The 19,497-nt window shown below is 53.4% G+C and carries 16 protein-coding genes, 2 tRNA genes and 1 pseudogene; 8 read left to right on the top strand and 11 right to left on the bottom strand.

The genetic code is table 11. From position 1 onward, the window contains the following. Window positions 1-62: 62 nt before the first annotated feature. The 10 genes and pseudogenes from Q0J81_RS05325 to Q0J81_RS05280 form a co-directional block, all read right to left on the bottom strand. Complete coding sequence (locus Q0J81_RS05325) at window positions 63-902, bottom strand: amidohydrolase family protein (protein ID WP_294446426.1); 840 nt, start codon at window positions 900-902, stop codon at window positions 63-65. A gap of 11 nt (window positions 903-913) precedes the next feature. Next, window positions 914-3,412 (bottom strand): pyruvate formate lyase family protein, encoded by a 2,499-nt coding sequence (locus tag Q0J81_RS05320; protein WP_294446425.1) that lies wholly within the window; start codon window positions 3,410-3,412, stop codon window positions 914-916. Between the two features lie 129 nt (window positions 3,413-3,541). Next, window positions 3,542-4,537: a TRAP transporter substrate-binding protein gene (locus Q0J81_RS05315; protein WP_294446424.1), complete on the bottom strand. Its 996-nt coding sequence runs from the start codon at window positions 4,535-4,537 to the stop codon at window positions 3,542-3,544. Window positions 4,538-4,581: 44 nt separating this feature from the next. After that, window positions 4,582-5,850: a TRAP transporter large permease gene (locus Q0J81_RS05310; protein WP_294446423.1), complete on the bottom strand. Its 1,269-nt coding sequence runs from the start codon at window positions 5,848-5,850 to the stop codon at window positions 4,582-4,584. 23 nt (window positions 5,851-5,873) lie between these two features. Beyond that, window positions 5,874-6,338 carry a TRAP transporter small permease subunit gene (locus Q0J81_RS05305; protein ID WP_294446422.1) on the bottom strand — a complete coding sequence of 155 codons (465 nt, stop codon included), beginning with the start codon at window positions 6,336-6,338 and terminating at the stop codon, window positions 5,874-5,876. Between the two features lie 730 nt (window positions 6,339-7,068). Continuing rightward, window positions 7,069-7,203, bottom strand: a pseudogene (locus tag Q0J81_RS05300) (transposase); the annotation flags it as partial. A 192-nt stretch (window positions 7,204-7,395) separates the two neighbouring features. Beyond that, a tRNA-Phe gene (locus Q0J81_RS05295) sits at window positions 7,396-7,471 on the bottom strand. Between the two features lie 79 nt (window positions 7,472-7,550). Then, the gene (locus Q0J81_RS05290) at window positions 7,551-8,570 is read right to left on the bottom strand and encodes a DUF3426 domain-containing protein (RefSeq protein WP_294446421.1); all 1,020 of its coding nucleotides are present in this window, start codon (window positions 8,568-8,570) and stop codon (window positions 7,551-7,553) included. A gap of 53 nt (window positions 8,571-8,623) precedes the next feature. Continuing rightward, entirely contained in the window at window positions 8,624-9,145 is a 522-nt protein-coding gene (gene hpt, locus Q0J81_RS05285) for a hypoxanthine phosphoribosyltransferase (RefSeq protein WP_294446420.1), read from the bottom strand. A gap of 4 nt (window positions 9,146-9,149) precedes the next feature. Then, window positions 9,150-9,665, bottom strand: coding sequence for a TlpA disulfide reductase family protein (locus Q0J81_RS05280; RefSeq protein WP_294446419.1), 516 nt, complete (start codon window positions 9,663-9,665; stop codon window positions 9,150-9,152). A 338-nt stretch (window positions 9,666-10,003) separates the two neighbouring features. On the opposite strand from Q0J81_RS05280, the gene Q0J81_RS05275 reads away from it, so the two are divergent. The 5 genes from Q0J81_RS05275 (at window position 10,004) to radA (ending at window position 15,706) form a co-directional block, all read left to right on the top strand. Then, window positions 10,004-11,164: an RNA polymerase sigma factor RpoD/SigA gene (locus tag Q0J81_RS05275; protein WP_294446418.1), complete on the top strand. Its 1,161-nt coding sequence runs from the start codon at window positions 10,004-10,006 to the stop codon at window positions 11,162-11,164. Window positions 11,165-11,258: 94 nt separating this feature from the next. Then, a complete protein-coding gene (locus Q0J81_RS05270; RefSeq protein ID WP_294446417.1) occupies window positions 11,259-12,995 on the top strand; it encodes a tetratricopeptide repeat protein in 1,737 nt (578 codons plus the stop codon). Continuing rightward, window positions 12,992-13,855, top strand: coding sequence for a hypothetical protein (locus tag Q0J81_RS05265; protein ID WP_294446416.1), 864 nt, complete (start codon window positions 12,992-12,994; stop codon window positions 13,853-13,855). The genes Q0J81_RS05270 and Q0J81_RS05265 overlap by 4 nt, the downstream gene beginning before the upstream one ends. A gap of 48 nt (window positions 13,856-13,903) precedes the next feature. Then, window positions 13,904-14,335 (top strand): ribose 5-phosphate isomerase B, encoded by a 432-nt coding sequence (rpiB, locus tag Q0J81_RS05260; RefSeq protein ID WP_294446415.1) that lies wholly within the window; start codon window positions 13,904-13,906, stop codon window positions 14,333-14,335. Window positions 14,336-14,356: 21 nt separating this feature from the next. Then, window positions 14,357-15,706 (top strand): DNA repair protein RadA, encoded by a 1,350-nt coding sequence (gene radA, locus Q0J81_RS05255; RefSeq protein WP_294446414.1) that lies wholly within the window; start codon window positions 14,357-14,359, stop codon window positions 15,704-15,706. 353 nt (window positions 15,707-16,059) lie between these two features. On the opposite strand, the gene Q0J81_RS05250 is transcribed toward radA, so the two are convergent. Further along, on the bottom strand, window positions 16,060-16,998 hold the full coding sequence (locus tag Q0J81_RS05250; protein ID WP_294446413.1) for a 50S ribosomal protein L11 methyltransferase: 939 nt from the start codon (window positions 16,996-16,998) through the stop codon (window positions 16,060-16,062). A gap of 174 nt (window positions 16,999-17,172) precedes the next feature. On the opposite strand from Q0J81_RS05250, the gene pth reads away from it, so the two are divergent. The 3 genes from pth (at window position 17,173) to Q0J81_RS05235 (ending at window position 19,422) form a co-directional block, all read left to right on the top strand. Beyond that, window positions 17,173-17,775: an aminoacyl-tRNA hydrolase gene (gene pth, locus Q0J81_RS05245; RefSeq protein WP_294446412.1), complete on the top strand. Its 603-nt coding sequence runs from the start codon at window positions 17,173-17,175 to the stop codon at window positions 17,773-17,775. A 235-nt stretch (window positions 17,776-18,010) separates the two neighbouring features. Further along, window positions 18,011-19,261, top strand: a complete 1,251-nt coding sequence (gene rho, locus Q0J81_RS05240) for a transcription termination factor Rho (RefSeq protein ID WP_294446433.1) — start codon at window positions 18,011-18,013, stop codon at window positions 19,259-19,261. An 84-nt stretch (window positions 19,262-19,345) separates the two neighbouring features. Next, window positions 19,346-19,422 (top strand) — tRNA-Arg (locus tag Q0J81_RS05235). Window positions 19,423-19,497: the final 75 nt, after the last annotated feature.

Raw genomic sequence — 19,497 nt, 5'->3', positions numbered from 1 at the left:
AAAGCCACTCCTGATGCTACAATCCGGCCCCAAGCCTCTTCAGCTATGGACCGGATTGTGATTTATATTTTCAACAAACTGTGTGCGTTTTCCCAGAAAAACTTTCTTTTGTGCCTTTCCGACAGATGAAAACGCTCCATATCCTCTACGGCCTGCTTCAAATTATAGCAGGGATAGGCAGAACCAAAAAGAATACGTTCTCCGTCAACCCAATGAAAAAACTCCTCATACATACGATTTCCGGGAGCCATGGGATTATACATGTAGATATCAGGAAGAAGCCAGACATTTGGGCATGTTAAAATCAGCTGAAAAACCATGGGAATCCATGGATAGCAGCCATGGGCAAGCACTATCGAAAGATTTGGAAAATCTCTGGCGACACGCTGTACAGCAGCAGGATCGGAAAAATCCAAATCTCCCTGAAACTGGCTCAAGGTCAGCACAACAGGAACCTCAGCCTGCTCGCATCTGGCATAAATAGGATACAGCACATTGGCATCAACCTTTCGTGGAGGAACAGCACATCCTGGCTCCAAAGCAATGCCTCTGCACCCACCTTTCAGACATAATTCAAGTTCTGTCATTGCCGTCGCCACGCCTCTGCTGACATCCAAACTCCCAAAGGGTATGATTCTGTCTGGATACTCTTGGGCGAGGGCCAGAATATCCGCATTCATCACGGAAAGCGTGTCATCGGGCACCTGTCTGCCGATAGCACAGCCAGCGACAATTCCGGCCTCATCCATCTCCTTCCAAAAAAGCGACATGCTGAGCTTTCTTGCCGATTCGTTGACTACGGCATGATATTTCTGAGGGACAAGCTCATTGCATGACGGATGAAATATACCTAAATTGCAGAAACTTTTATACGGAGGTCTGAGACGAAAATCAAAAACCATAACTATTCCCACTAGATATAATCATACGTCGTTCTTTCGATAATTTCATTCTGCAACCCTTCGGAAAGTTCGCAAAAGAAAGCACTGTAACCGGCCACCCGGACAATAAGACTTTTGTACGCTTCAGGATCCTTCTGAGCCGCAAGCAACGTTTCTCTGTTCACCACGTTGAACTGGACATGCCAAAGCTTCAGGGCGCACCATGTTCTGATAAAATCAATAAGCTTTTCTGTGCCTTTGTCCCCTGCCACACATCCGGGAGTGAACTTGATGTTGAGAAGACGAGAACAGCGTTCCTTGTAGGACAAATTCTTGGAAGCATAGTTGGAAAGCAGCACTGCTGCAGGGCCACTGGTATCGGCGCCGTGAGACGCTGAGGCTCCTTCAGACATGGGAAGTCCGGCAAGCCTGCCGTTCGGTGTTGCCCCGACAGCCTTTCCATGCGGAATGTGCGACGTTACGGGAACCATACGCAGCGTCATGCTGACCCCCATGGTATGATTGTACTTACTCATGATTTCCGTACCCCAGGTATCAATAAGGTAGGCCATACGGTTTGCCGCAGGATCATTGTTGCAATGCTTGGGACCATGCTTCAGAATACTCTGGACAAACACCCCCTCCTCCCCTTGAAAATTATTTCGGCAGGCATCTATGACCTGTCTCATCGTCAGTCTTTTTTCCTCATAAACAAATTTATGTATGGCACAGAGAGAATCAATCAAAGTTCCGAATCCAACACCATCAATAAAGCCGATATTTATTCCACCTCGAATATTCTCCTCATGAAGATCCTTGGCATCTGCCATGCATAAATCATGCATGGCAGATGCCAGAGGAGAGGCATAATATCTGCCGAACATTTTTTTTGCAGTGTATACCTGAAACAGTGCCACACTGAAAAAATAGTCATGCTGAAGTCTTACAGCTTGTAAAAAGTCCTCCCATACAGAAAACGATTCAGCAGGCCCTGTTTCGAGTCCGTAGAGACAATCGTTCAGCAGAGGAAGCCTTCCATTATATAGAGCCGCCTCCACAACAGATCCGTAACAGACATGAGAAGGACACACAAGAAAGGTATCTCGATTAGGCATCCTCACTTCCGTACAACCGGACACACTATAATCCAAAGCATCGCTTCTCTGAGCACCAAAAGACATTAATGACGGTATGATTTCCTCATCATTCAGCAGCTTTGGATATCCTTCTCCATCTTTAATCGTTTCCGCAACAGCCCAAAGAAATTCTCTGGGAGAGCATGCATGAATGCGTGCCGCCACATCTGGATAGTTTGCGGGAAATTCTCTTGCACACCGAAGCAGCAGATAGGAAAGTTCATTTGTCGCATCCATGCCGTCTCGGTTTTGTCCCCCTACCGTAACGGCATCGAAGTGAGAAAAGCCTTCCGTACCGGCAGAGCCTACAGAACTTACATACACATCCACAAATTTCGCTTCTGCTGCCCACAGGCAGTTCAAAAGCTCAAGGACACCCTCGTCATCGATAATCCCTTTGTCCCTGTCAGCCTTGTAAAAAGGATAAAGATATTGATCCATTCTGCCATTGACCACAATGCCGCCAAACTTCGACTCCAGCCGGGAGTAGAGCTGAAGCAGCCAGAGGGATTGCATGGCTTCCCAAAACGACCTGGCTGGATTTTCAGGTACGTAACGACAAAATTCCGCCATCTGTACCAGTTCGTTTTTTCGTTGCACATCGGTTTCTTCCGATGCCATTTTTTCCAAAAGCTCGGCATGTCGAGTCGCAAATATTTTTAGATTATCGCAGGTTATGATGACTGCATCGTAAAACGGTCTTTTCCTCAGTCTGACTTCAGGGTCCATGGGATCAAGCGCACTGATATGCTCTTGAGCTTGCCGGCGGATATGCTTGAGTCCTAAATTAAGCACCTTGCCCCAGTCTGGGGTCCAGTTGGAGGACGACATGCATGACTGCCACTCGGAAACAATATGATTGGTATGCAGATGCTCATCATACGTTACATGGTGCACGTCTGCAGGCATGGAACGCTCATAGGGTTTGAGAAATGCAATAGGAGCCCAGTATTCCCCCATTTTCTTGGCAAGTCTTGCCGTCTCCTTACTAACGGTATAGGCGGCCTTGCCCGTGCAACCAGGACAGTCGTCGTCCTGAAAAACCTTGAGATAGACACTTCCATCAAGCTCTGGAAACATAATGCCGTAACGCCCTTCTCCGCCCACAGCTCCGGCCAAAAGTTGATCTTTGTCAACATAAACATCTATGTGCTCGACGACATTCCTCATGGCTTTCGCCCAGCGCAATGAAATGTGCATCCCCTCGGTCAAACTCATGGATTCTGTAAAATACCAGCCTCGCTGCCAGTCAAATATAGGCTTGGTAAAAATGTATCGGCGCAGTATGCGAACTGCCCTAGCAAGAGAGCGATCGGCATATTTCCTATTCAGCAGTTTCAAAGGAAGTGCAATTCTTGCTTCCTGTCCTGAACAGCAGGAACTGATCTGCGACATTTTTTTCTCCTTGATAAGTGCATACATGAACAAAATATGTCATAATAAACATATAAAATTCATAGTATGCACTTATAATTAAAAATACATTATGCCGTTGAAAGCTAGTTAATATAACAAATATTAAACCTATTTTTTATACAAAGTATGCATTACTTCATCAAGAACTACTTTCTGCTCTGGTGTAGCAGTTTCCCATGCTGCACGGCCCATCTGTGCAGCCCGAGCCTTTTCTTCTTCACTCCACCAGGTAGAAGCAACGCCCTCTTCCTTAAGTTTCTTAAAGGTTTCCGCCTGCTTCTCCTCCAGATAGCGGGTGAAAGCCTTTCTGTACACCTGAATACCTTCTTCAAAAAGCTTCTGGTCTTCTTTGGAGAGGCTCTTCCACCACCTTCCTGAAGCCAAAGTAACGTAAAGCTGCGCCAAATGCTCAGGGTTCAGATTATACTTGCAGATATCAAACATTCTCCACGCATACGAACCGGATACCTCACCGTCTGTCCCGACAATGACTCCCTGCTGAAGAGCCGACGACATTTCCGAAGGAGCTACGGGAATGGGATTCATTCCCAAGGCCTTAATGGAGGAGATATGAGCCTTGGAAGCCGTGCTGCGGAGAGGTATTCCTTTAAGGGATTCAAGCGTAGGATAATACTTCGTTGTATTGATTTGGCGGAATCCCCCGCATTCTATTCCCATGAACTTAGTGAGTTTCACTCTTTTCTCGCAGATCTGCCCCAGCCTCTTTCCCGATTCACTGTCAAAATATCTGACAGCATCCTCTTTAGTCATGAAAACATAAGGTAAGTCGAAAGCCCCCAGCTCAGGAATCTGCGTAGACCAGTTAGCCGAGCCTTCAACGGCGAATTGTACGGAACCACGCTGCAGCGACTGAAGTATGGCATCTGGTCCACCAAGAGCACAGCCGGGGTAGGACACTATAACGTATTTACCATTGCTCCTTGTCTTTATGAATTCCGCCATATCGATCTTGACCGCCAGATCAAGAGGGCTATTGACAGGGGTGGTGATGCCGAACTTGATTTCGATGGGATCTGCTTCTGCAACAGCACTGGACAGTGCTACAAGGGCACACATCGTAAGAAGAGCATAAAATCTTTTCATGACAACCTCCTAAAAAGTTACGTCAACCAGTTTGAACTATCCGGCTAGAGAAGAAACAAGGAAACCGCCGGAACGTATCCAATAATGAACAGACAGATCAGAGACGCCACGATGAAAGGCATACAGGCCTTGGAAAGGGATACAATGTTCGTATCGCCTATGGCGCATCCGAGATACAAACTCGTACCTATGGGAGGAGTGAACAACCCGAGACTCATGGAGATAAGGAAAAACTGTCCAAACTGAATAAGATTGATTCCGTAATCCTGAGCAATGGGACAAAGAATGGGGACAAGAATAATAATAAGTGCGGTGCCTTCCATAAACATTCCGAGAATCAAGAACAGAATAAGCATCGCCAGGATGAAAACTTCGCCATTGGGGATGAACGAATGAATGATCCCCGTCAAAACCGTCATGACATTGTGATATTGAACCAATGCCCCGAGACCGTTAGCCGTCAGAATAATGAAGATAAGAGAACCTATGGTCACAAGAGAGGTCTGAAAGCAGTCAATGAACGTGCTGACAGTAAAGCTTCGTCTGATGACGCATTCAACAAACAACGCATAGATAACGGCAAAGCACCCGGATTCTGTGGGAGTGGCTACACCTCCGTATATGCCTCCGAGAATAATGACCGGAACTCCTATAGCCCACTTGGCATTCCATACTGCCTGAAGTATTTCACGATTGCTGGCTCTTGGTCTCTTCACGCCGTAGCCGCGCTTTTTTACTACATAATACGACGCTCCAAGAAAGCATATTGTCCATAGTGCCCCCGTACCTATTCCAGAAATAAACATATCCGTGACAGACACTCCTGCAAAAGCTCCGTACATGATCATGGATATCGAAGGAGGAATAATCGGACCAAGACCACCGGCACATACACTGGTTGCAACAGCGAAATTTCGTTCATAGCCATCCTTTACCATATGAGGAATCATGATCGTGCCCACGGCGGCGGTAGTGGCTATGGCTGAGCCACAAAGAGCCGCATAAAACGCACATGTCAGAATGGAAACAGTAGCAAGACCTCCGGTTTTATGTCCAACAAGCTTACGACACATATCGAGAAGATCGTTCGCCATCTGACCACGATGCATTATTTCTCCAGATAGAAGAAAAAACGGAATAGCCATCAGCGGGAATGAATCCACAAGTGCGTACATACGCTGGGCTACAATGCCAAGATCCATGCCACTCAGATAAAGCCCGACAAACGTTGCTACGCCGACGGCCACGGCTACGGGAACGGTCAGCGCAAGAAGCACCAGCATGAGTCCAAAAGCTATCAGTACGTTTTCCATAAGAATATCCCACAACTTTTAGTTCAGATTTTTTTGGAAAAAACAGTTCTGACAAGATTGTAAGCGGCCATAAGTGCTGCTGCAGATAAACATATCGGAAGCGCAGCCCATATCCATACCAGATGCAAATCCATTGAAACAGCTCTATTTTCCATTTCATAGTTGAACAAAGTCATGTCATACCCCCAATAAGCAGCAATTATATAAAATATAAAAGTTATACAAAGTGAAAGTATAGATATAATGTTTTTTATTTTATTTCCTGAATAAGAAAAAATTGCATCAACTTTTAAGTGATAATTTTTATATTCTGCAACAACAACACCACAAAATGTAAACCAAAGATAAAGAAATCGTGTTAATTCTTCGGGCCATGGTAGAGCTATTCCAATAAAATATCGAAAAATAATGGCAATAAATATAACAAATACTGATATTATAAGTAAAATACAGCCCAACAATGAAAAAATTTTTGCCAGATAGTGCATAGCTCTTCCTTTGGTTTAAGATAAAAGACTACTCCATACTGAGCATGTTATGTTAGATTATTACTGAGAAAAGGCTCTTTGGGTCAACAATCAAATGATTACATTGAAAAATTTTACTCGCTACCGAAATGACGCCTATTTCTTTTTAGTGGCACATTCTGCAAGTCCCTTCACACAACACTAAAATAATATTTATATTCATATTATATAATTATAATTTTTTATAAAAATATTTTAAAAAATATAATAAAACATTATTTTTTTATGTAATATATTAATATCAATAATATATAGTTTATTATTTATATCTTATTTATAGATAAATAATAATTAAAATTAACAAAAATACCTTTTTAACAGTACAAATAAATGGGTTTTTCGTACTGTCAAAAAGGTATTTTTAAACCTGTTCTCCTCGGTCTGAAGGCGTTAAGTCAGGACCACACGTAAAACGGGTGACTTGTTCAGCCCTGTAAGGGCTTGTTACTTACCCACGCCTAAGGGCACCGACTTGAACTTCTCTGATCGACGCCCTGTCTTTTTCAACTGTTCAAGCCCCCCATGTACTTTGACTCGTAGTCTGCTCCTAAAGGAACTTTCCCTCTTTGGGCTGAACGGATCCGTGTATTTTTTGCTCGTTTTTTTATCGAGCATGAGATCTTATCGATCCTGCTCCCGCATATATTTCCTAATCGTTGATTCGCTCAAACCTACTGTGCTGACGTTAATTACAAAGCTGTCGTATTATTTTTCCTATTTCTTCACGGTATTGCCCGTAAATCACTTTTCTCCTATACTTCGGAGTGAAGACAATATGGTACCTGCACAGCCATTTCGTATGTGCCAGATTTTGTTCTTTCGCCATAAAAAAAACACCTTTTCGATGTGGACGGGAGCCTGAACAACTCCGTCTTATCGAAAAGGTGTTTTTTAGGTATAAGCACTTTGTGGCCCACCCGCTTAGCGGGTGTTTTTCTGTTTCGGTCACTTCCGTTCCCTCAACTGCCTGAAGGGCTTAATTAAAAAGGCTGCGGAAAACCGCAGCCCTGAAATTCGGTGGTGCCGAGGGACAGAATCGAACTGCCCACACGGGGATTTTCAGTCCCCTGCTCTACCAACTGAGCTACCTCGGCACAACAAAAGTTAATTTACTTCAACTGAAAACAAATGGCAAGCGTTTTTTTAGGAAACACTTCGGAAGACCATGCCGCTCTATTCCGTCAGATTGCCGGGGCCCTTCGGAATGGACGCCTCGGCAATGCGGACCTTGTAGTCGCTCGCCTCGGCAGGCGGATTGACGAAAATCACGGTGAAGGGAACTTCGTTGCCGGGCAGCACGTTCGTGTTGGCTTCCACAATGTCGAGCTTGTTGTTGAGCACCTTGTCCAGCTCATCCTTGTCGAGCAGTTCCAGCTGGAAGGAACTCATGCTGTTGCCGGCAAGCTGCTGCTGCGAAACGAGCTTGTTGCCGTTTGCGTCGTACAGTTCCGCCTCCAGCCTGATAAGCTCGCGCGGCACGGGGAAGTTGTTCTTCACCTTGCCCTCAATGATGACAAGTTTTCCCACCTTTTCGTTCTTCACCTGATACTGACGCACGTCGCGCAGTTCCAGTTCGCTCACCATGGACACGGGATCGGAAGGATCGGCGGTCTCAAGGCCGAGATACGGCGCGACGAGGCCCTTCAGTCCATCCAGATAATGCGTGTTTTCCCACAACCAGCCGCATCCCGCCGCCAGAGCAAGGCACACCAGAAAGCTCGTCAGTCTCGGCAGAATGGACCGCTTCTTTCGCGGCATGTCCAGACCTCCGAAGGACTCCGCGCTGCCGGAGCCGTCAAGGCGCAGCCCCTGGGAAGTCCGTCTTTCCGGCAGGCGCTCCTTCTGTCTGCGGGGCTCGCGGGCATCGTCCACGGCAAGTTCCAGTCCGCCTCCTCGTGATGCGCGACCGCGGCCGCCACCGAGGGAAAGTCCCCCCTCATCCTCGCGTTCCGGCGTTGCCTGACGCTTTGCCGGACGATCGCCGGAAAGCTCAAGACCGCCGTTTCCGTGAGAGGTCTTCTCCTTTTCCTCTCCCCCGAGAGAAAGTCCGCCGGAAGCGGGAGGCTCCGTTCTTTCTTCCAGCGGAAGCGTAAAGATATGACGGCAGACCGAACAGCGGAGCTTGGCGCCGGGTCTTACCTTTTCATCCGGCAGACGATAGATCGTATTGCACTGGGGACAGGTAACGTTCATGAAGCAATCTCCAACAATATGTGATAGCGCATCGAGACCATACACCGCCTGCGTCAACAGTCAAGCAGCTCATAAATGGCCGGAAGCGTGCGATATCTTTCGGCGTAGTCCAGTCCGTACCCCACAATGAATCCCGAGGGCAGATCAAAGCCCGCGAAATCGGAGTGCACGGAAAATTCCCGCCGTTCCTTTTTGTCTATGAGGGCGGCAAGCCGTATGGACTTCGCCCCGCGGGAAGAAAAGTACCGCATGAGGAAGTCCATGGAGCGCCCGGTATCCACAATGTCTTCCACAATGAGCACGTGACGGCCTTCCAGCGATATTTCCACGTCCTTGGTAATCTGCACGTGCTCGCTGCTGCTCGCCCGGTCGCCGTAACTCGCCAGCCGGACGAAATCAATGAGAACATCCGTCTTCATGGCGCGCACAAGGTCGCTGAAGAAGGGAAACGCCCCTTTCAGCACACAGACGGCCACTATGGTTTCGCCTTTGTAGACCTCGTCTATCTGAGCGGCCAGTTCCTCTACGCGACGCCGGATGACGGCCTCACTGAATACTTCCTTCATGTCATTCATACCGCTACCGCCTGATGAGACTCATGAGGAACTTCTTCATTTCCGGTCCGGGCACATAACCGGCCTCGCTCGCTTCTATGTGCCCGTCCCTGTTGTAGATGACGTTGAAGGGAATGGCGTCTATCCTGTAGGCGCGGGCCAGTTCCTCGCCTCCATAGTATACCGGATAGGCCCCCATCATGCCCATGGACTTCACAAAGGAATCCGCCTCACGGATGTTCTGGTCAATGGCAATGCCTATGATGAGCAGATCCTCTTCGGGAATTTCCGTGCGCATCTTCATAAGCTCGGGAATCTCCTTTCGGCAGGGGCCGCAGAAGGCGGCAAAGAAATTCACCAGAATCACCTTGCCGTGATTTGCCGCAAGCTCATCAAGCAGCTCATAGGTATGCACGGGCTTGAGCTGAGCGCCCTTGTCCTGCCCGAACGCCGGAGCGGATGCGAGCGACACGGCCATGACGACCCCCGTCAGCAGAGCGCAGGCCATGCGACGAAAAAAGCCCAGCGGCTTTTCTTTCATAACGAAACTCCTTTTACTCGAAAACATGGCACGCGGAAGTCTTTTCTTCCGCGAACTTTTTTAGGTGTACTGAAAATCGTTGAAAACGCCAACCTTAAACTATAGGATACATTCCGGCAAGTACGCTTCCACCCCGGAAGCCCTGCTGAAATAAGGATGACTCCATGACGAACATTTCCGATGCGCACGAAGCCGAACTGCTTTCCTCCCCCAGAGCGAAACAGGCCCGTACCGCCTCTGCGCGTATCAAAAAAAGCAAAACATCTCCAAAGGATAACGATATCATTGATATCACAGCTGCCCCCGTTTCCACGGAAACGGAGCCTGTCTCCTCACCTTTGGAAAAAAACGGAGACGAATCCGAAAAAAAATCAGGGCGACACCAGAGGCAGGAATCTGCACAGAGGTCTCAGCCTGCCGCAGCCACGCCCGACGAGCCTTCCGAAAACGACGCTGCGGAGGAGGAGTCCGGCGACGACTCCCCCGAAGTCATGGAAGCGGAACTTGAGCAGGCGCAGGACGGAGAACTTCTTCCCGGCGACGAGCCGCTCGGCGACTCCTTTGAAGACTACGACGACAGGCACGTCATTGATCTCAGCAGCAACCTTCCCGCCATTGCGGAAGACAGGCTGCCGAGCGTGGCGGTTCGAGACAATCTTCAGAGCTACCTGCGGGAAGTGAGCAAGTTTCCCCTGCTTGAGCCGGAAGAAGAAACGGAACTCGCCCGGAGAGTGCGCGATCATGGCGACCCCGAGGCGGCGTTCCGCATCGTTTCCTCGCATCTGCGCCTTGTTGTCCGCATCGCCATGGACTTCCAGCGCCGCTGGATGCAGAACGTGCTCGACCTCATTCAGGAAGGCAACGTGGGGCTTTTGCGGGCCGTCAACAAGTTCGACCCCGACAAGGGCATAAAATTTTCCTACTATGCCTCGTTCTGGATCAAGGCCTATATTCTCAAGTTCATCATGGACAACTGGCGCATGGTGAAAATAGGCACCACGCAGGCACAGCGCAAGCTCTTCTACAATCTGAACAGGGAGCGGCAGAAGCTCATTCTTCAGGGCTTCGATCCCGACGCAACCCTTCTTTCGGAGCGGCTCGGCGTCACCAGGGATCAGGTGGTGGAAATGGAACAGCGGCTGGATGCCGGCGACGTTTCCCTTGATCTGCCGGTCAGCGACGACAGCGGCAGCGCCTCGCGCATGGACTTTCTGCCGGCGCTCGGTCCGGGCGTGGAAGAAGGCATTGCCGACTCTGAAGTATCCAGACTCGTTCAGGAAAGCATACGAGAGCTCATTCCATCCCTTTCGGAAAAGGAAGTCTACATCCTGGAACACAGACTTCTTACCGACGAACCGGCCACGCTCAGAGAAATCGGAGAACGCTATCACGTCACCCGTGAACGCATACGCCAGCTGGAAGCGCGCCTGCTGGAAAAACTGAAAGAACATCTCGGGCGCGAGATCAAAGACTTTTCGGAAGAATGGATACAGCCATAGCTCTTCCGCACACAGGACTTCCATGTTCAGTCACACACCATCCCTTCTTCGGGTACGGCGGCCCCTGTCATCCTCCGTGCGGGCAAAACGCCTGATGTTCGCGTCTACTCTTGCGCTCATGCTTCTGCCGGCGGGATGTACTGCCACGGGAAACGGAATCTCCTCCGGGCAGAACGATCAGTTCGTCCCTGCCCAGATGACGCCTCAGGCGCCGTCGCAGCGGGCGGAGCTCATCTTTGCCCAGCTCAAGCTGGACAGCGCCCTTGCGGGCAACGATCGTGAAGGCATCATCGACTCTGCCAGCCGTCTTCTTCGTTACGGCACGGGTACGCATAAGCTGCCTTCCTCCTCCCCCATCATCGACGCGGCCATCTGGCTTCTTGCGCACGACGACGAAAAAGAGGCCGTGCCGCTCATAAAGAAGGCCTCCGCCCAGATGCCGGACGATCTGGCACTGGTCTCTCTTCAGGCAGATCTGCTCATACAGAACAACCGGCGAAGCGAGGCCATAGACCTGCTGCGCACCTTTGCCCGCAATCACCCCGCCGACGGGCAGGCGCAGGCCGAGCTTGCCCTTGCGCTGCTGCGCAGCGGGCAGGCGGAAGAAGCCATGCAGGTGTTCCGTCACATTCCCGAAAAGCAGCTCACCGCGCAGATCCGCTTTGCCTACGCGCAGGCGCTGAACGTTTCCGGTCATTTTGCCGACGCCAGACGACAGCTTGAAGCCGCCGTGAAGGAAGAACCCGAATACTCCGAGGCATGGCAGCTTCTGGCCCTGACGCAGGAAGAACTCGGCAACAGGAAAGAAGCGGAAAAAATTTATCGCAATATTCTGCAGGACGACCCCGACAACCGCAGCGCAAGACTTTTTCTTCTCCGTCTTCTGCTCCAGAACGGAGAAACGGACACCGTGGTCCGCATGGTCATGGAAACGCAGGATCCGCTTCACTTCGCCGTGGCGGCCGCGGCCATGCTCATGGATGAAAAGCACCCCGATCAGGCGGAATCACTGCTCTCCCGTCTTGAGACTCAGGACGGCATGCCGGACGGCCTGTACTTTTATCATGCGGCGCTGCTTTATGAAAGCGGAGGAAGCATCGACAGGGCTCTTGACTATCTCGACCGGGTATCGCCGCAGAGCTCGGAATACGACAAGGCCCTGCGCATGAAGGTGCGCATTCTCTACGAGCAGAAGGAATACTCCGCCGCGCTTGCCGCGCTGGAAACGCTGCGCACGCTGCATCCCACAGACGTGGAGCCGCTGCTTCTTGTTTCGGAAATGTACGCTGCCCAGAAAAACTTTGCCGAGGCCGAAAAGGCCGTGGACGAAGCGCTGCGCCTGCACCCCGACAATGAAAATGCCGCCTTTCAGCAGGCCTATCTGCAGGAAATGCAGGGCAACAGAAAAAAGGCCATGGCGCTCATGGAAAAGTTCAGCGAGAAGTACCCGGACAACGCTCTGGCGCTGAACTATGTGGGATACAATCTGGCCGACAGCAACCGGGAGCTCGATAAGGCCTACAGGCTCATTCTTCGCGCCGTGGAGCTGGAACCGGACACGGACTTCATTCTCGATTCCCTGGCATGGGTGCACTTCCGCCGCGGAGAGCTCGACGAAGCCTGGGAACAGATTCAGAAAGCGCTCAACGCTTCCGGCAAGGACGGCCCCCGCGACCCCGCCATGCTCGAACACTACGGTGACATAGCCGCAGCCAGACAAGACGTGGACTCTGCCAGAACAGGCTGGCAGCAGGCTCTGAAAATTTTTGAAGAGCTCGGTTATCCCGAAGACGCCGCCAGAGTGCGCCAGAAACTGGAAAAACTCCAATGATGACAAAAAAATTCTCTTCTGTTCTTTTCGGTCTCGTTCTCATGGCCGCGCTTTCCGGATGCGGTCCCAAGGGAATGCCCATCGCCCCGGAAAGCGACGCCGCGGATCGCTGGCAGGCTTTTGTGCAGCGCTCCTCCCAGCCCGCATCCTACGATGTCATTTCCGGCAGTCTGCGCTTCGGTCCGGTCAACGACACAAGGCGAGTGACCTACCTGCTGTGGTCCTCCGACACCGGCGCTCCGTCCATGCTTGACGACAACGGCCATGAGCCCGCCGGTCTGGAAAGCGCGGATCTTGCCGAGAACGCGCCGGACAACGCCCGCACCATACGTCTTGAAGTCAATGCCGGAGTGGGGGCTAACGTGGCCAAGGCCGTATTTGAAAACGGCCAGATGCTGCTTGTGCTGCCGAGAGACCAGAAAGCCTACGCCGGAGCCGAAACCCCGGAGACGCTGCGCAGGCTGCTCGGTCTGCCCCTTCCCATGCGCATGACGAAACTCAACGACTTTCTGGCCGGCCGATACCTTTCCGCCCTTGACGTGCCGTCTCCTGAGCGCTACGTCACCGAAGGCGACGGCAACATCGTCTACTGTTACAGACAAGGCGGTCAGGACTTCGAGCTGGAACTTGACGCTCAGGCTCTGCCCGTACGGCTGAGCATGGGAAAACGCTGGTCGCTCTCCATTGCCTACGACGAGAGGGAGCTTCCCCACCGTCTGGACGGCAGCATGGAAAGCGACGGCACTCCCATGCGCATGGTGCTGCTCGTCAAGGAACGCCGGCCTGCCGGCGCGCTGGCGAACGCCAGCATGGAGCTGAACGTTCCGGACAGTTTCGCCGTCTATTCGCTGGACCAATAACAGGACGGGATAAGCCCGCACCCATACACCGAGTCACTGGAGACTGAAATGAGCATCATCTACATTGCGTCCGACCATGGGGGCTTCAACCTCAAAACCTTTCTTGTGCAGTATCTGAAGGACAAGGGACACGACGTGCATGACCTCGGCCCTTCCGATCCCGCAAGCTGCGACTATCCCCTCAAGGCACAGGCCGTCACGGACGCCCTTCTCAAGGATGAAAACGCCCTCGGCGTGCTCGTGTGCGGCACGGGCATAGGCATGAGCATGGCAGCCAACCGCGTTCCCGGCATCCGTGCCGCGCTGTGCACCACGGAATTCCATGCCAGCTACGCACGTGCCCACAACAACGCCAACGTCATCTGCCTCGGCGAACGCGTCACCGGTCAGGGTCTTGCCGCCAGCATGGTCGACGTGTTCCTGAGCACGGCCTTTGAAGGCGGACGTCACCTGCGCCGCATCAACCTTTTCAACAAATAGTCTTCTTCAAGAGAGACGGTCATGCCGAAAATACGGGAAGTCTATGTCTGCCGTTCCTGCGGGGCCCAAAGCGCGCAGTGGCAGGGGCAATGCCCGAAGTGCCGGGAGTGGAACACTCTTGAACTTACCCGCCTTGCCCAGACTTCTTCGGCACGACCGCTCTCTGCAAAGCACGCCGCCGCAACGCGCATACAGCCGCTCTCCAGCGTATCCGGCAGCGATCACGCCGCCTTCGGCACCGGTCTTGATGCTCTCGACCGCGTTCTCGGCCACGGCTTTGTTCCCGGCGCCGCCATCCTTGTGGGCGGCGAGCCCGGCATAGGCAAGTCCACGCTGCTCCTGCAGCTTGCCGGAGCCGTGGCCAGAGAAAACAAGCTTGTGCTCTATGCCAGCGGCGAGGAATCTCTTCCGCAGATACGAAGCCGCGCCGAACGTCTGGACGTGCTCCACGACAACCTTCTTGCCGTGGCCACAAGCCGGGTGGAAGACCTGTTTCCCGTGCTTGAGGATGCAAAAACCGCCCCGGCACTCATGATCGTGGACTCCGTGCAGACGCTTGCCTCCGACAGTGCCGAAGGGCTGCCCGGCAACGTCAGTCAGGTGCGCACCGTGGCCACGGAACTTGTGGAACGCTGCCGGCGCGCGGGAACCACGCTCGTGCTCGTGGGACACGTCACCAAGGACGGCACGCTGGCCGGCCCCCGTCTTCTGGAACATCTGGTGGACACCGTCATTTCCCTGGAAGGCGATCGCAGGGAAATGTTCCGCATGCTCCGCGTGCTGAAAAACCGCTTCGGACCGAATCAGGAACTGCTCATATTCCGCATGGTGCGCAAGGGGCTGGAGCTGGTGGAAGACCCTTCCACCTTCTTTCTCGGCGCCCGCGATACCTCGCTGAGCGGAACGGCCGTGGTCATGGCCGTGGACGGACAACGTCCCCTGGCCGTGGAAATACAGGCACTTGCCACGCGAAGCTACCTTGCCATTCCGCGTCGTACCGGCCTCGGCTTTGATGTCAACCGGCTTCACCTTCTTCTGGCCGTGCTGGAAAAGCGGCTTCGTCTCAACTTCGGTCAGGTGGACATCTACGCCAAGATAGGCGGCGGCATGCGGCTTCAGGAACCGGGACTCGACCTTGCGCTCGTGGCCGCACTGCTCTCCTCCTTCTACGACATTCCTCTGCCGGAACGCTGCGTGCTCTGGGGCGAAGTGGACCTCAACGGTCAGGTACGCCCGGTGTCCGGGCAGGACGTACGCATGAAACAGGCGCTGCGTCTCGGCTATTCCCCCATCCTCTGCCCGGAAAATCCCAAGAGCAAGGGCATAGCCACCGTGGCCGACCTTCAGCGCATTCTTTTCCGCAAGGGCTGAAACGCGCGAAGTTCTCCGACACTGCCTGCCGAAAATCCCGCAGACAAGGCCTTGTGTGCCCCCGCGCCCCGGAAAAACTCAGCGCACACGTCGCATATGTTGTCTTCTTCGCCCGTCTCTGCTCAGCGCCACAGGCTCTTTCAGCATCCATCACGTTTTCCCGAAGAGTCCGAAACTTCCGCAGAGAAAAAACACGGAAAACATGCGCCCTGACAGAAAACGCGGCATGAAACACGGCGCAATCCGCCGCTCCATGCCGCGCTCCACAGATAAGTTAAAGCAACGCTTTAATTTTTGTCACCTGCCTTTCTCCCGCTCGCAAACGGCATTTCTCCAGACAGGAAAACAAAACCTCATTTTTCTCCCTTCATCCGGGAAAGCGCCTGTTTTTCACCAACGCGCGGCCAGTACAGGCATACCCAGTCGTCGGCTTCGGGATTCTCCCGGCTGGCCGAGCGCGTGGGGTCGGAAGCAGGCGAAGGCATGCGCAGCTCTCCGGCCTCGCCCATGGCGGCGTAGGCATCCTTCATGCCGGACACCTGAACCGAAAGGAACCCGGAAAGAATGAGACAGCCGCCGGGCTTCACCAGAGGCATGAGCATGGGAGCCATTTCCCTGAGCGGCCCGGCCAGAATGTTGGCGATGACCACATCGAAGCGCTGTCCCTGCACGAGCTCCACGCTGCCTTCCTGAATCTCAAACTCTCCGGAGACGCCGTTCATGTCGCAGTTTTCCCGGGAATTTGAGATGGAAAGAGGATCAATGTCCGCGCCGAAGCCGGAGAGCCCCAGCTTGACGCAGCCTATGCCGAGAATGCCCGTTCCCGTGCCCATGTCGAGAAAGCGCTGCCCGGCCTTCAGGATTCCTGCTCTGTGCAGCAGGCTTATGGCCTCAAGACACATGGTGGTCGTGGGATGATGCCCCGTGCCGAAGGCGGACTTCGGCTCTATGACGACGGGAATGCGGCCTTCTGCGGCCTCATCTTTCATCCACGGCGGAAGAATGAGAAAGTCCCCGGCTTCCACGGGCGTAAAGTAGCTGCGCCATCCGGCCAGCCAGTCCGTGTCGGGAAGAGTCTCGCGGGAAAGCGCGGATCCGGGGAGCATGACCGACACGCTTTGAGCCAGATGTTCCCGTTCCTCTTCGCTTTCGCTCGTCACGCGAAGCAGCATTTCTCCCGTGGGAAGAGATTCCTCTTCCCAGCCGGATCCGGCGCTCTGCGCAACCAGCGCTTCCGCCAGCGGAAAATCCTCTTCGGCAACCACGATATCCAGACGATACAACTGCGGCATATTGACACTCCTGCCGTTTTGTTTTCATGACAAGCGGGACGCCCCGCCCCCGTCATGTACCATCTGCGCCCCCGATTGCCAAGGAAGACCTTGACACTCGTCCCGCTCTGCCGCACATTCGTCGACACATCGCGGCCCTGCGGCCTTTTCCCATCAAACTTTCGGAATACCAGCATGGATCTCAACGGACTCATCGTCGGACTCGGCAACCCCGGGCCCAAGTACAGAGGCACGCGCCACAACGCCGGCTTCATGACCGTACAGCTTCTTCTTGAGGAAGTGGAACGCGGCAATGGCCGCAGCCCGGAGTCGCTCTCCGGTTCCCGGTTCAACGCTCTGCTGTGGCGCATACAGATTCCCGGCGGCGGCACGTGGCTCGTGGCCATGCCCCAGACCTTCATGAATCTGAGCGGCGACGCCGTGCAGCCGCTCATGGCCTGGTACCGCCTTCAGCCTGATCAGCTTCTCGTCATTCACGACGAACTCGACCTCGAACCGGGCAGGCTCAAGCTCAAGAAAGGCGGAAGTGCCGCCGGACACAACGGCATCAAATCCATACAGCAGCGCCTCGGCACGCCGGACTTCTATCGTCTGCGCATAGGCGTGGGCAAACCTGAAAACCGTGATCAGGTCATCCCCTGGGTGCTCGGGCATTTTGCCGAACCGGAACGCGACGTCATGGAAAAGACCTTGCCGAACGCCGTTGACGCCGTCATCCGCTTTGCCGTCGACGGCCCGGAACGGGCCATCAACGTGGTCAATACCCGCAAAAAATGACGGAGAGCGTCCCGGGACTTGCCAATGGCGGAAAAAAGCTCTATGTTTTTCTTGCCGGACGGCTGTCTTCGTTCGGTCTCCCTCTTTTATTCTTCTCTGTCGTCACGTCATCTTTCGGCGTGCCCTTTCTTCCTTTTCCCCTTTTCCCGGTGGTATCTCTATGCCCATACGGAAACGTAAAGCTCCTGTCGAGCCCGAAACTGTAGAATCTGCTCCTCTTCTTGACGAAAGCGTCCTGAACCTCACGGAACTCAAGACCCGCAAAATGCAGGATCTCATGGATCTCGCGGACAAGTACCAGCTTGAAAACGCAAGCTCCATGCGCAAGCAGGAACTCATCTTCGCCCTGCTCCAGGCCTGCGCCTCGCAAAACGGCGTCATTCACAGCGACGGCGTTCTGGAAATCCTGCCCGACGGATACGGATTCCTCCGCTCTCCTCTGTGCAGCTACATGCCCGGTCCTGACGACGTCTATGTCTCTCCTTCCCAGATACGCCGCTACCATCTGCGCAAGGGCGACTGCGTTTCCGGCCAGATACGTCCTCCCAAGGAAGGAGAACGCTACTTCGCGCTGGTGCGCGTCAACGAGATAGGTTTCGAGCCTCCAGAAAATGCCAGACATCTGGTGCTGTTTGACAACCTCACCCCCGTATATCCCGACCAGCAGTTCCGCATGGAGACCGATTCCAAGAACATGTCGTCGCGCATCATCGACCTCATGTCTCCCATCGGCCGCGGACAGCGCGCCCTCATCGTGGCTCCGCCGAGAACCGGCAAGACCATTCTGCTCCAGACGATAGCCAACGCCATCAACGCCAACTATCCCGACGCCTACCTGATCATTCTTCTGGTGGACGAACGTCCGGAAGAAGTCACGGACATGGAACGCACGGTGAAAAATGCGGAAGTGGTCAGCTCCACGTTCGACGAACCTCCGCAGCGCCACGTGCAGGTGTGCGAAATGGTGCTGGAAAAGGCCAAGCGCCTTGTGGAGCGCAAGCGCGACGTGGTCATTCTGCTTGACTCCATCACCAGACTCGGACGCGCCTACAACACCGTAACGCCCTCGAGCGGACGCGTGCTTTCCGGCGGCCTCGACGCCAATGCCCTTCAGCGGCCCAAGCGCTTCTTCGGCGCGGCCCGCAACATCGAGGGCGGAGGCTCCCTGACCATCATAGCCACTGCGCTCATCGACACCGGCTCCCGCATGGACGAAGTCATTTTTGAAGAGTTCAAGGGCACCGGCAACTGTGAAATCTATCTTGACCGGCATCTGTCCGACAAGCGCGTGTTTCCCGCCATCGACATCAACCGCACCGGCACGCGCAAGGAAGATCTGCTTCTCGGCGAAGACGTGCTCAACCGCGTCTGGATTCTGCGCAAGATTCTTGCGCCCATGTCCCCCATCGACGGCATGGAATTTCTGCTGGACAAGATGAAGGGAACCAAGAGCAACAAGGACTTTCTGAACGGCATGGGCCGCTGAGCCCTCCCGAACAGGCCGCAGAAAAGACGTTGACAATCTGCCTTTCGCGGTGCATAGTCCCTTTCACATCGGGGTTTTCCCCTTGCGCCCGTGGCTCAGCTGGATAGAGCGACAGCCTCCGGAGCTGTAGGTCGCGCGTTCGACTCGCGCCGGGCGCACCATTTGAATGGCAGGGTTACCGGATTCCGGTAACCCTTTTTTTATTCCCGCACCATCACTTACCCGTTTGCGAGGAT

Origin of the sequence: uncultured Mailhella sp. (assembly GCF_944324575.1) — a bacterium.
GTDB lineage: Bacteria > Desulfobacterota > Desulfovibrionia > Desulfovibrionales > Desulfovibrionaceae > Mailhella.
This window is presented reverse-complemented; position numbering and strand designations above follow the sequence as displayed.

Excerpts from the sequence above, each read along its gene's own strand:
- Q0J81_RS05270 (WP_294446417.1), top strand. The coding sequence starts at position 11,259 with ATGTTCGCGTCTACTCTTGCGCTCATGCTTCTGCCGGCGGGATGTACT.
- Q0J81_RS05320 (WP_294446425.1), bottom strand. The coding sequence starts at position 3,412 with ATGTCGCAGATCAGTTCCTGCTGTTCAGGACAGGAAGCAAGAATTGCA.
- Q0J81_RS05325 (WP_294446426.1), bottom strand. The coding sequence starts at position 902 with ATGGTTTTTGATTTTCGTCTCAGACCTCCGTATAAAAGTTTCTGCAAT.
- rpiB (WP_294446415.1), top strand. The coding sequence starts at position 13,904 with ATGAGCATCATCTACATTGCGTCCGACCATGGGGGCTTCAACCTCAAA.
- radA (WP_294446414.1), top strand. The coding sequence starts at position 14,357 with ATGCCGAAAATACGGGAAGTCTATGTCTGCCGTTCCTGCGGGGCCCAA.
- pth (WP_294446412.1), top strand. The coding sequence starts at position 17,173 with ATGGATCTCAACGGACTCATCGTCGGACTCGGCAACCCCGGGCCCAAG.
- Q0J81_RS05310 (WP_294446423.1), bottom strand. The coding sequence starts at position 5,850 with ATGGAAAACGTACTGATAGCTTTTGGACTCATGCTGGTGCTTCTTGCG.
- Q0J81_RS05250 (WP_294446413.1), bottom strand. The coding sequence starts at position 16,998 with ATGCCGCAGTTGTATCGTCTGGATATCGTGGTTGCCGAAGAGGATTTT.
- Q0J81_RS05265 (WP_294446416.1), top strand. The coding sequence starts at position 12,992 with ATGATGACAAAAAAATTCTCTTCTGTTCTTTTCGGTCTCGTTCTCATG.
- Q0J81_RS05305 (WP_294446422.1), bottom strand. The coding sequence starts at position 6,338 with ATGCACTATCTGGCAAAAATTTTTTCATTGTTGGGCTGTATTTTACTT.
- Q0J81_RS05290 (WP_294446421.1), bottom strand. The coding sequence starts at position 8,570 with ATGAACGTTACCTGTCCCCAGTGCAATACGATCTATCGTCTGCCGGAT.
- Q0J81_RS05315 (WP_294446424.1), bottom strand. The coding sequence starts at position 4,537 with ATGAAAAGATTTTATGCTCTTCTTACGATGTGTGCCCTTGTAGCACTG.
- hpt (WP_294446420.1), bottom strand. The coding sequence starts at position 9,145 with ATGAATGACATGAAGGAAGTATTCAGTGAGGCCGTCATCCGGCGTCGC.
- Q0J81_RS05280 (WP_294446419.1), bottom strand. The coding sequence starts at position 9,665 with ATGAAAGAAAAGCCGCTGGGCTTTTTTCGTCGCATGGCCTGCGCTCTG.